Annotated in this window: 12 protein-coding genes; 3 read left to right on the top strand and 9 right to left on the bottom strand. The window is 25.8% G+C overall.

What is annotated here, in order from left to right; translation table 11 throughout:
• Positions 1–155 precede the first annotated feature (155 nt).
• From ACRDDE_RS07735 to ACRDDE_RS07705, 7 genes are all read right to left on the bottom strand, one after another.
• A complete protein-coding gene (locus ACRDDE_RS07735; RefSeq protein WP_438626710.1) occupies positions 156–440 on the bottom strand; it encodes a hypothetical protein in 285 nt (94 codons plus the stop codon).
• Positions 441–486: 46 nt separating this feature from the next.
• Complete coding sequence (locus tag ACRDDE_RS07730; protein ID WP_438626709.1) at positions 487–999, bottom strand: ClbS/DfsB family four-helix bundle protein; 513 nt, start codon at positions 997–999, stop codon at positions 487–489.
• A 62-nt stretch (positions 1,000–1,061) separates the two neighbouring features.
• On the bottom strand, positions 1,062–1,487 hold the full coding sequence (locus ACRDDE_RS07725) for a hypothetical protein (RefSeq protein WP_438626708.1): 426 nt from the start codon (positions 1,485–1,487) through the stop codon (positions 1,062–1,064).
• A gap of 948 nt (positions 1,488–2,435) precedes the next feature.
• Positions 2,436–4,322 carry an ABC transporter permease gene (locus ACRDDE_RS07720; RefSeq protein WP_438626707.1) on the bottom strand — a complete coding sequence of 629 codons (1,887 nt, stop codon included), beginning with the start codon at positions 4,320–4,322 and terminating at the stop codon, positions 2,436–2,438.
• Entirely contained in the window at positions 4,309–5,067 is a 759-nt protein-coding gene (locus ACRDDE_RS07715; protein ID WP_278633357.1) for an ABC transporter ATP-binding protein, read from the bottom strand. The genes ACRDDE_RS07720 and ACRDDE_RS07715 overlap by 14 nt, the downstream gene beginning before the upstream one ends.
• Before the next feature lie 124 nt (positions 5,068–5,191).
• Positions 5,192–6,187: a sensor histidine kinase gene (locus tag ACRDDE_RS07710; RefSeq protein ID WP_438626706.1), complete on the bottom strand. Its 996-nt coding sequence runs from the start codon at positions 6,185–6,187 to the stop codon at positions 5,192–5,194.
• Positions 6,177–6,872: a response regulator transcription factor gene (locus ACRDDE_RS07705; protein WP_278633354.1), complete on the bottom strand. Its 696-nt coding sequence runs from the start codon at positions 6,870–6,872 to the stop codon at positions 6,177–6,179. Before ACRDDE_RS07705 ends, ACRDDE_RS07710 begins: the two co-directional genes overlap by 11 nt.
• A gap of 423 nt (positions 6,873–7,295) precedes the next feature.
• Between ACRDDE_RS07705 and ACRDDE_RS07700 the strand changes: the two genes are divergently transcribed.
• From ACRDDE_RS07700 to ACRDDE_RS07690, 3 genes are all read left to right on the top strand, one after another.
• Entirely contained in the window at positions 7,296–7,766 is a 471-nt protein-coding gene (locus ACRDDE_RS07700) for a ferritin-like domain-containing protein (protein ID WP_278633352.1), read from the top strand.
• A 304-nt stretch (positions 7,767–8,070) separates the two neighbouring features.
• Positions 8,071–8,880: an FMN-binding protein gene (locus tag ACRDDE_RS07695; RefSeq protein ID WP_278633351.1), complete on the top strand. Its 810-nt coding sequence runs from the start codon at positions 8,071–8,073 to the stop codon at positions 8,878–8,880.
• Positions 8,881–9,903: 1,023 nt separating this feature from the next.
• Entirely contained in the window at positions 9,904–10,872 is a 969-nt protein-coding gene (locus ACRDDE_RS07690; protein ID WP_438626705.1) for a metallophosphoesterase, read from the top strand.
• A gap of 121 nt (positions 10,873–10,993) precedes the next feature.
• Here ACRDDE_RS07690 and ACRDDE_RS07685 read toward each other — a convergent pair whose 3' ends face one another.
• Together ACRDDE_RS07685 and ACRDDE_RS07680 are read right to left on the bottom strand one after the other, a co-directional pair.
• Positions 10,994–11,986: a S41 family peptidase gene (locus ACRDDE_RS07685; protein ID WP_438626704.1), complete on the bottom strand. Its 993-nt coding sequence runs from the start codon at positions 11,984–11,986 to the stop codon at positions 10,994–10,996.
• A 111-nt stretch (positions 11,987–12,097) separates the two neighbouring features.
• Positions 12,098–12,289: a hypothetical protein gene (locus ACRDDE_RS07680; RefSeq protein WP_438626703.1), complete on the bottom strand. Its 192-nt coding sequence runs from the start codon at positions 12,287–12,289 to the stop codon at positions 12,098–12,100.
• Positions 12,290–12,703 lie beyond the last annotated feature (414 nt).

Here is a 12,703-nt window from a genome sequence, read left to right as displayed (position 1 = left end):
AAAAAATCAGGAAATTTACTTATTAAAAATAGAATAAATTACACTTTAAAACTTGTTTAAAGAGTAATAGTAAAAATGACCTTAAAATTCATTTACTTTGATTTTAAGGTCATTAACTTTATTCGAAATATGTATAACCAAAACTTTAAGACTAATTACTTATTTTCTGTTACTTCTTTTAATAAATCTTCATGTAATTGTTTAGTTTCTTTTCTAGTAAAGAAAAAATGACACCATGTAAAGGTCATATAAATTAAAGTTAAAAAAGATATTAAAGCAGTATTCATTAAATTTTCAAAATCTTTATCATGAATTCTTAAAATTAACCACAATGGAGGTCCAGCGCAAATTAATGTAGTGCACACTAAATTAATAAGGCGGTTTCTATTATGGATTTTTATAGAATATTTTATAGATTTGATTTTCTCTTCGTTTCTCAATACACTCACCTACTATTTATTTTATAATATTTTCTCATTAACTTTATTATTGCTGCAACTTTTTCCACTTTCGTATTTTTGTCCTAAATGACTTGAAAGGTGCAACAGTATTTATATGAATCCACTTCCATATTGGCCAATTTGAAGGTGTTGATGATGACCACTTTCTTCCTCCTTGTTGAAACAATTCGGTATCTGTATATGTATTTATTAATTGTATAATTTTCTTTTCTGTTTCTACAAACATATCACATAACTCTACTAGAGTATATACATCATATTTCTTATAGAAACTTTCATATAAACCACCAAGATTATTCCATTTATAGTCTGGGGTTGGTGTTACAACAGTAATCCCCTGTTGCTCTTTACTTTCCCAATCAAGAATAAGATTCATCCATCCTAATTGATAAGCAATCATTTGAGCTGGTGTTTTATCTACTCCATCAATTAATTTATCTTTGTCTTTCTCATTAATACAATTAAATTCGTCTATGAATAATTTTGAACGATTTGAAATTTCTAAAATCAATTCTTCTCTGTTTTTGTATTCTACCAATGTACAATGCCCCTTTTAAAATTCAAATTTATCTATATTATATAGTAATTACTAACTTAATCTCAATTTTTTTCATCTGTATTTTCATTAAAATACAATGTGTAGCCCTCGCAGGAAATGACCAATGTATTTTCTTTTGTGTTATCTTCATATTTAGTAACACTTTTACTCAAAGTACCTTTTTTATTATTATCAAATATTACTTCGTAGATATCTTGAGAAGAATCCATTTTTGTACAGGTTCCAATCCATTTATTGCCGCTACTTTTATCTGTAATAGTAACAGAAGAACCTTGTAAAATGCAGACAACATCTTTAACAATCGCATTTGAATAAACATCTTTACTTCCATTTGAACAATAAATAACTGCTCCATTATTATCTTGAATAGATCTCATATTCCAAGTTGTTTTTTGATTATCATTACCACATCCACTTATACAAATACAAAACATACATAGTAAAATAGCTGTAATTATCTTTTTCATTAATTTTACCCCTTCGTAAAATATAAATAATATTTGTTCTTAATTATAACTATTGATTGAAACTAAAACCTTTCAAAAAATTTCTATTGTATATACACCTAGAGTTTAACAAAATAACCACTAAAACAGTTATTTTTTTATCTATTACTTTCGATAGAGAACAAATATATTAATCCAACACTAAATATTAAAGCTCCAATCAACATAAAAGAGTGAATAAATATATTTAATACAGTATATGTTTAATTTATAAAGTTCTGAATGGTTATTTTGGAGGTAGAATATCAAATGAGGTATCTTGAATATTTTTATCTGTAAGTTTTGTTATAATTAAATAAACAAAGATTTAGGGGGGATTAAGATAGAGTACACATTACTTGTGATTTCAGCAATTATAATACCATTAACTCTTTTTATATATAGTTTAATATCATATAAAAAGAAAACTATTATTTACACTAAAAACAATGAGAATATGAAGGTTAAAAAGGATTCTTATTATAGTTTGCAATTATTGTTTTCCATAACTACTTGTATTTTACTAGTTTTTGAAAGCGTAATGGCTATTAGTAGTATAGGTATTTTTATATGTTATTACATAGCTACAATTTTCTTAATGAATTATTTATTAAGAGTTATATCAGTTAAAATGAACTATTTAAGTGTTAATTAGTATTAGGAGTTTTAAACGTAAAAGATGGAGGGGATACCCTCCATCTTTTACGTTTAAACAAACTGTATTTAACTAAAATTTGTAGATAACCTATGGAGTATAGTACTATCAATATTTTGGTTTAAGATAGACTATATTTCAACAATTTAGGCACAAAGGAACTTATAGAGTTAAAAATAATTTTAAATAGTTAAATTTAGCTTACAACACACAAAAAGACTGTATAGAGATTTACTTTTACATAAATCAACTATACAGTCTTAAATAGAACTATTTTACATATCCGAATAAATTTTATTAAAAACAGCTCTTTTATATGATTTTTGAACAAATATAAATACACCGATTTGAATAATAGTAAATATAACAGTACAAGCAATTGACATCGGAACAATTGAAACAACATTAGATCTATCTATTCTAAGTATAAATATCCACATATACACTAGAGATAACACATAAGGTATTATTACAATTGTACTTACAAGTCCATTAAGAACTCTAGACAATTCTTTTTTAGATAAACCAACTTTAACAATTCCTTGATAATGTTTAGAGTCTTTATCTAAAGTTGAATACAATCTTGAATATAGGAAACTTGCAACTGCCAATAAAAATGAAATACACAGAATTCCGCCAATGTAAAGTATAAGATTTTTTATAAGTTGTTCATTTACATAAAGACTATATGCTGAAATAATTGTAGCCTCATGTTTTGAGATTAAGGGTTCAAAGTAATCATCTAATTTATTTGAGACCTCTTCATATTTAGTATAGTTATGAATGTCAAAAGCATAAATCGTAGATGTTTCTAATTTCACTTTAATTTTTTCTAATAAAGCATCCGGAACAACTATAAATTGATCTTTATATCCAGAAGGAATAATTAATTCTTTTTCTTTTTTCTTAATAGATACTTCACTTCCAGCATTTTTAAACAATTTGGAAATTTGAGGAGATATATCCATATAAGGTTGTTCTGGATTTCCAGTAACTATAATTACTTCATCTTTGTTTAATGTTACTTTTTTTCTATTAGTGAATTGCATGATTTTGTTATAATCGCTTTCTGTAACTAAAGCATTGAGTCCATAACCTTTCTCATTATATAGATTAAATCCAAGCTTTTTATATCCTGGCAAATTTCCTATAGTATCTTCGATTTTTTTAACATGGTCATCTATAGGTGCATCTTTTTCCCAAGCCTCATACATAAAAGCGTATGGTGTAGTTACTTCTACTTGTTTTTTAACATTAATAGCAGAAGAAATCATAAGAGTAATAGATACAAATGCTACTGTATATAAGGTTGCAGTTGTTGCCATACATTGTGTCGTAGACTTTAAAGAGCCTAAAATATTAGATAGAGCTAACATATTTGTCTTTTTATAATAAGAACCATTATTTTTAGCTAATGATATATAAACATTAATACCAACACTAAACAATAAATATGTTAAAGAAACGAGTGATAGAGATCCTAAGCATACAATTAACAATGAAAGTTCGTACAGTTCTTTTGCATTTAAAATGTACAATATGCAAGTACTTATTATAAAAACAATAAAAGTTATTCCTAATTTCTGTTTTTTCTCAATAACTTCATCTGATTTTAATAAGTTAATAATTTGTTGTTTTCTAACAAGCTTAGGTATAAGTATTGAAATAAGCAAGAATAAGCATCCAAGTACTACTATTGTTAATATAATAGCCTTTACTGGAAAGTAAAATGGAAAATCTATTTCTGCAATAGCCTTTGATGCAATGCTTAAAAATAGTTTTGAAATAACTAAACCAAATATAATCCCTGCAAATATAGCAGCAAAACCGATAATCATATTTTCGAAGAAAATTAACTTATTTAGTTGTTTCTTAGATGCACCTAATATAGTTAGAAGTCCAAATTGCTTATTTCTTGCAGATAAAAACTTACCAACTGAATACGAAATAAATGCAAATGAAAATATAACAGTAACAATCTCTGATGCTGTTAAAATTAAACTCGGAGCAGTATGATCCTCTAAAAAATTCAAACTTGGATGAAATGCAAGTACTGAAAAAAGGAAAAATATTAGTACAGCAAAAGTGCAGTTCAAAAAGTAATAAAGATATGTTTTTAGATCTCGAGTAACATTTTTATAGGCAAAATCAAATAAGGTCACGATTAGTACCTCCTAATAATGTCATTGCATCTATAATTTTTTGTTGGAATTTGATACGATTACCGTCACTATCAATTCTTTGATAAATAGAACCGTCCTTTATGATATAAACTTTTTTACAATAACTAGCCACAAATGAATCATGAGTTACCATTAATATAGTGGAATCATTGTTTTTGTTAAGCATATCAAAAATTTCCATAACATCTTTAGCTGATTTTGAATCTAAATTTCCGGTAGGTTCATCGGCTAATAATAGTGCTGGGTTTTGAATAACAGCTCTTGCTACAGCTACACGTTGTGCTTGTCCTCCAGATATTTCATAAACTCTTTTATTTAATAAACTTTCAATTCCTAGCTGTTTTGAAGTTGTAGCTACACGTTGCTTCATCTCTTTTGCAGAAACTCCTTCTAATGTTAGTGGAAGCATAATATTTTCTTCTACAGTTAATGTATTAACTAAGTTGAAACTTTGAAATACAAATCCTAATGTAGTTCTACGAAAATGGGCTAACTCTTGATCTGACATTTCATGTGGATTTTTACCATTAATTAATACAGTTCCACTTGATGGAGAATCTATTGTAGATACAACATTCAAGAAAGTACTTTTACCACTTCCTGATGGCCCCATGATAGCGACAAATTCACCCTTTTCAATATTGATATTTATATCTTTTAATGCTACAAATGGTATTTTAGCATTATAAATTTTTTCTAGTTTAGTTGTTTTTAAAATTGACATAATATAACCTCCTAGTATTTCCTTTCTAAATATTATTTTTGTATGACTTAGTATACACCATAAAAAATAATTAAAAAATTGATAAAGATTACTTTAAATTACGATTTTGTAATTTTTCTAATAATCATGAAATAAAGGTTATTGTAAATGTAGTTCCATTGTCAACTTGAGAAACTACCTCTATATTATGTCCTAAATGTTCCAATATTTTTTTTACCATATATAATCCTAGACCACTAGAATCTCCATGAGTTCTTCCATTTGTACCACAGAAAAATAAATCATAAATTCTATCTAATTCGTCTGGTTTTATTCCGCACCCAGAATCTGTAACTTCTAGTTTTACTCCGTTGTCAGTTTTAATTCCACGAATTACAACTAGTCCTTCTGATTTACTATATTTAATTGCATTAGTTAAAAGTTGATTAATTACAAATTTAAGCCATTTTCTATCAGAGATAATAACTATTTCTTTATCAATATCTAATTTAGGATATATATGATTTTTGATAAAAAAACTTTTAGAATCATTTACACAATCTCGTGTAAGTTCATATAAGTTAATTCTTTCAGATAAAAAATCATTTTCAATTGCATCTATTTTATACATATTTAGAATTTGATCTAAATTGTAATGCATTTTATCTACACTATTTAAAATTCTTATATACTCAGTATCTGATTTATGTTCTTCAGCAGTAAGCTGAATTACAGATAAAGGCGTTTTAATTTGATGAACCCATTGATATATCATTAGTTTATGATTGTTTTTTTCATCATAAAGACTGTTTATCTCACTTTTATGTAAAATTCTAATATTGTTAATTATATTTTGATAGTTTTCTTCCAATCTAGAATATTGATTTGATAAAACATAGTCATTTATATTATCACTCTTATTACAAAACTGTTCATATAAATTCCACGTTGCATATAATCTATATATCAATGTACAAAGTAAAATAAATGTACTAAGAAATATATAATATAAAATGTCAGCAAATTTAATTCCATATAGAGCTGAAAAGCTTACGAAAAAACCAATCGGTGCCATGAAAAACGTGATTATAACCCATATATGGTCCATAAAAAATTTTTTGATATGATTTTTATATTTCATTTGATGCTCCTACTCTATAACCAACTCCTCTTATAGATTTAATTATCATTTTAGAGCCGATTTGTTCTAATTTTTTTCGAGTTCTAAAGATGTTTACATTTAGAGTATTATCTTCCACAAAACTTTCACTATCCCATATTTCAGTTAAGAGTTCTTCTCTAGTAACTACATCAGGAGATTTTTCAAATAAAACATCTAGAATAATTGCTTCAGTTTTACTTAACTCCACACTACCTTTTGATCCTGATAATATAAACTTATTCTTTGAAAATTCACAATCACCATAACGTAAAATTTCTGATACTTGATTTGAATACTCTCCATAAACTCGTCTTAGCTGTGCATTTATTTTAGCTGTAACAACATTTGCCGAAAATGGTTTTGTTATATAGTCATCTCCTCCATTTGAAATTGCAAATACTTGGTCTATATCAGCATTACGAGCTGAAATAAAAATAATTGGGCAAGAAGAAACTTTTCTTAACTTAGAACACCAGTAGAAACCATCAAAAGCGGGTAGTGTAATATCTAATAATACTAAATGTGGCTTTATCAAATTAAATTCATCTACTACGGACTCAAAATTTCTACATATATATGAATCAAATCCAAACTTGTTTAAATGTGCGTAAAGTAATTCTGCAATAGATTTATCATCTTCTATTATCATAATTTTATATTTCATTGTACTATACTCCTTTACATATCTCTTTTATATTTTTTCAAATATACCCTTTAATATCCTTTATTATTGATATTATTATAAGATTAATTAAATAAAGGACATTTAAATGCTAAATTTCTATATTTTCATATCAATAAATATTGGATAGAAGATAGATTTAGACATAGGGGCTTTTTTAAGTGATAATAGTACCATATGATTCCAATTGTTACAATCTATATAAATTAAGAAATGTATTGAAATTTAAAACTAAAAAATATTGACATGCATAAATTTAGTTGAACCTAAAATTATAGTAGAAGATTCTCATATGCTAACTCATGATATTGAGGAGATTATAAGTTGTATGTAAAACAAAGAACACTATTGTCATATCCTGAATAAGATATATAGAAATGTATCATTTTAAGGGAGGCGTTTTAGTTGTTTAATTATAATTACCCAACATCAAAAGCATTTATGCAATCGCTAAATTTAATGCAACAATCTGTAGAAGGTGAAAAGTCAGATGCACTTTTCTATGAATGGTTAATAAACAATATACCTACAGATAGTTTAACTCAAGAAGAAGCAAAATCTATAAAAGATACTATTGAATCAATAAGAGAAGATGAAAAATCTCATAATAAAAGATTTAAGATAATGTATAAACAATTAACTGGATTAGATGCAAAGCCAGAAGAAACTGAGTTTATACCACCTAAAAATTTTACAGAAGGTATACTTAAAGCTCTTAATGGAGAACTAAATGCTGTCAAAAGATATAGAGAAATAATGAATGGAATGCCGAATTTATACTATAGAGATAATGTATTTAATATATTAACAGATGAATTAAGACATGCTAATTTATATAATTATATATATACAACAGTGTTAAATAATCCAAAATAGTTTAAATAAATATAGATGGATTTAAAATTAAGTCAATTGCAACTGGATTGTTACAATGATATTTAGATAATAAAAAAGTCAAGTTTGGGCCTACAAACTTGGCTTTTTTATTGTATAGTATTTCAAAAGTATAAACTTTAGTTGATGTTTTAAATAATAATATCTTTAATTAAAATAAATTTTAATTAAATTTTAATGTTAACCTAATTATGGTTTAATGTAGAATTAACCTTTTAGGAGTAATATTTAATCATTAGAGAAAAGATACAACTAGCATATAATAGAGTAACGGAGGCAGTAATATATGGACATAATACATAAAATTCTAAATGAGGGATTTGCATGGTTATCGGTAGCATTTGGGGTAATATTAACATGTAAATTTGTTGTTAGAATAGGAATTAAAAAAAGTGATATATACAGGTATGAATTAAAAAAGTTAAATAAATATATGGCAAATACTCATAAACTAATGGGCATATCACTTGTAATAACAGGGCTTATACATGGGATATTTTCAGGAGAATCAGTAATAAGTCTAAATACAGGAACAATATGTTGGATTGTAAGTATAACTCTTGGTGTAAACTGGATGGCTAGAAAAATGCTAAGAAAACAAGGAAGTTGGATTAAATACCATAGGCTTTTAACTATAATATTTTTATTAACATTAGGCTTTCATTTAATTGATGTAAAAATATTTGATAATAAAATTTCAACAAATATCCTTCAACATAAAAATCAGCAAGATAATGAAATTCAAGAGAATAACGAAACTAGCACTAATAGATATGAAAATACTTTGTTAACAGATATAAATGGATCATTAGATAAATATAAATTCAAGGATGGAACATATACTGGAGTTGCAGATGGGTATGGACCAGGACTTACAGTAGAAATAAAAGTAAAGGAAAACAAAGTAAGAGATATAAAGATAGTAGATCATAATGAAGAAGGAAGGCAACATTACCAAAGACCAATGGAGATGATTCCAAAAGAAATTATTCAAAATCAATCATTAGAAGTGGATGCAGTTTCTGGAGCAACGTATACCTCTGATGGAATTGTAAATGCAGTAAAAGATGCACTTAAACAGGCGATAATAAAGTAAAATTTATTATTGAAAATTAAGGTTAAAGGTTTAATTTTATAAAGTATAAACAAGTTTAAAATATAAGGAACTCTAAATTAGAGCTCAAAAGAGTGTAGACTTTGTCTACACTCTTTTATATTAAAATAAGAATTACAAGTACATGTTTGAAGTTTTTTTGTTATAAATTTAAATATTAGAATTAATTGAAGATTTCTATAAGATAGGATATTACTGGGATTACTACTAATGAGTTTTCACGATGAAAATATATATTGTCGAACTTTGCAATAATTTGAATTATGAATTGCATTGAAAGTCTATTGTATACAATGCAATAATATTAATTGTAAAATTTTTACATTATATATTTCATTTGGGGGTTTCACTTTATGAGATTTATAATGTTGGATTTAGGAAATAGCTAAAAATAAAATTAAAGTAAGTTAAGTGTATTCTTAGCTTACTTTTATAAAAAGGGAGATCATATGGAAATAAACAAGAGAAGCGTTTTAGGAATTGTTTTTATATTAATTTTTTGTTCACTGTTAATATTTATTTTAAATAGATATGGATTAACTCAGTTGTATGTAATTTTTCAAAGGATAATACATCTTTTAACATCATAATATATGAAAAGGAAAAAATAGATATATTAAATTTATATAGTAAAAAGCCCTTAGGATAAGTCAATCTTAAGGGCTTTAATTTTATTTTGAATAAACAAATTTTATAGTTACTCTAATCAAATTTATAGATATAACTCCGACTAAAATTAGTATAAGTTTGGTTAATAATGCTGACTCAATTATAATTAATAACAAAATAAACAATCCAATAAAAACATATGATATACCTATTGATTTACGAAATAAGTTCTCTCTTTTTGAGATAATTTTTGTAAACAAACTTCTGATATTTCAACAAACTTGAAATGCTTTAAATAAAGTTAAAACAACTTTTAAAAGGGATTTAAAGATAAATATATGATATATTAAAATAGAAAGTTATTTGGAAAATAATAACAATTTTGAGGGGGAAATTATGAAAAATAAGAAAATTATATTGTATTTATTTTTATTTTCAGCATTAATGCTATTGGGGTTTAGCAAAAAACAAACAGAGATTAATGTACTAGCAACTACAGATTTACACAGTCTAGTTCCTGAATCAATGGTACATTATGTAAATAAGGAGAGAAAAAAAGATAAGAACTTAACCGTAGTTGATGCAGGTGATTTTTTTGATATTAAGGATGATAAAATGAATAGATGGTTTTTTGGAGTTGACGCTTTGACTAGTAAAAAAAAGAATGAAAGATTAATACCTGAAAGAGAAGGAGAACCACCTATTGTAAAAGATATGTACCAACTAAAATATGATGCTGTAGTTCTTGGAAATCATGAGTTTATATCAAATGATAAAGAAGAATTGGATGACATTATTTCATATTATAAGAAATATAAGATGCCTATATTATCAGCAAATACATATAAAACTAATGGAGATAATTACACCAAACCTTATATTATAAAAAAAATTGAAACAGATGAAGGTACTATAAAATTAGTTATTTTAGGGCTTACAATTAAAGAGGTTGACGATGAAGGGTCAGGAGAATTAAAAGACCTTATTGGATATGAAAATAAACTATACATGAATGATTTAGTAAAAGATGCTAAAAAATGGACTAAAGTAATGAAAGAAAAAGAAAAAGCCGATATAATAGTAGCGGTAGCACATACTGGAGAAAAACCTAAAAAACCTAGACATCCAGGAAATAGAATCCAAGACCTAGCTCAGAATGTATCAGGAATTGATGCAATAGTTGCAGGTCATACTCATGTAGCATTTGAACAGCATGATTATAAAAACAAAAGTGGAGAAAAAGTAATTGTAACACAACCTGGAAAGCATGGAGAATGTATATCTAAAATCAATTTCAAAATTAAAAATAAAAATGGAAAGTGGAAAGTAATAGATAAAAATAGTAGTATAGTTAATTTTGAGTAATATTTACTTAAAAGATTTAGATAAATTGATTAGAAAAAACTTAATAACCTAAATTGAATGTATGTAAATACCCCCAATAGCATTAATACAAAAGCTATTGGGGGTATTTTAAAAATAATTGTTATTTACTTAAATTTAAATTTTTTACAAACTCATAACAAGTATCTATCCCATTTAAATAATCTGAATAGATTTGTCTTACCTCGAAATCAGGATTGACTCCACCGATATATCCCTTTTTGTAAATAGACTCTTTAAAAGGATAGTATATATTTAGATTTGAATTGGGTAATTGTAAACTTTGATTACAAGTTGTAAAAAGATTGACATTACCACCTGTAGTTTCACCCACAACAGTTGCTCCTAATGTACCTTGTAATTTCCAAGCTAGAGTAACTGATGCTGATTCTTTACCTGTTAGAATATATATATCCTCACCTTTTAAATCAGTTTGAAATTTTATCATATCAACTACAGCATTTAAAATATTAACATCTCCACCTCTATTTTCTCTTAAATCTATAATAAATTTACTGTAATTATGCTTATTTATTTCAGATATAAGACTTTTTTGGACTTCTCGGAAATCAGGGGGTTCCTTATCAGGTTTTTTATCTTTAAATAGATGAAAATTTGTAGTGAACTTATTAAGCCTAAAATATAGTATTTCATCTTCTTCAAAGTTTTTATACCAATAAACTTCATTTTCTCCACTTGGAACTTCATTAGTTTTCATGTTTTTTTTATTTTCTATTGCTTTTAATTTCAAAGATATTATTTCTTTTTTATCATTTTCAAAATTAAATATAGCTCTATCACTATCTACCACCTCAAAAAATTTTAAAATATCATAAATATTCATAAACTTTTTAGAGTAGACTAATGAACACTGTTCATTTTTATAATCATGTGAAATTAAAGTGGCTATATCACTTAAAATTTTATTAATATCTATATTATTTATGGATATTAATTTATAACCTAAAATATCTTTATATTTTGAGTCACATTCTACAACTCTAACGCCATCATCAAAGTATTCACATTTTATAGGAAATTCAACTACAGACTCAGATTTTATATATTTTTGCCCGAAAGGAGTTATCAAGTCCAAGGGATTAATGAATGTATGCCCATCGCCTAAAGATGCTATAATTTGAGATGTTCTTAGAATTATACTTGAATCAGAAAGTTTAGGTATATCGACTATAAGACTTTCTATACTTTAATTCCATTCATCTTCTTCAACATATTTGAATATATTGGGATGCTCTTTTCGTAAATTTGCATCTAAGTACTTTATATCTTCTATCCACTTTTCATTATTAAGCACGCGTTTTTCACTTAGTAAGGAGCTACATACTGATAAAAGAAAAATTATCAGTGAAAAAATAATTACATATAATATTTTTTTCATATAAAATTATCATTCCTTTACATATTCAATAAAATTAACTTTTATAAAAAATGGATATTAAAAGTTATACTTTGTTAACATTATGCAGGTAGTTTTATAAAAATTCTAAATATTGAAAAATCAAATATGGAATATATACATTAATATTTAATATGGATACAAAAGCAAGCATGTCAAAAAGTCTACTTTTTGACATACTTACTTTTCAAAAGTTATTCTCTTTCAAAAATTAAACAATTTTATATTTGCAACATTTCAAAATTAAAGTATACTTATTGAAAGAGAAAATGACACTTGAAAGGATAAACCTGTATGAGAAAATTTTTTTATGCAAGGATAAGTACAAAAGACCAAACTTTAGAAAGACAAATTGTAGAAGCAAAAAAATTAGGAATTGATGAAAGTTATATATTT

The organism is Paraclostridium sp., assembly GCF_051656405.1.
Classification (GTDB): Bacteria; Bacillota; Clostridia; order Peptostreptococcales; family Peptostreptococcaceae; genus Paraclostridium.
Note: the sequence above shows the minus strand (reverse complement) of the source record. Positions and strands in the feature narration are given on the sequence as shown.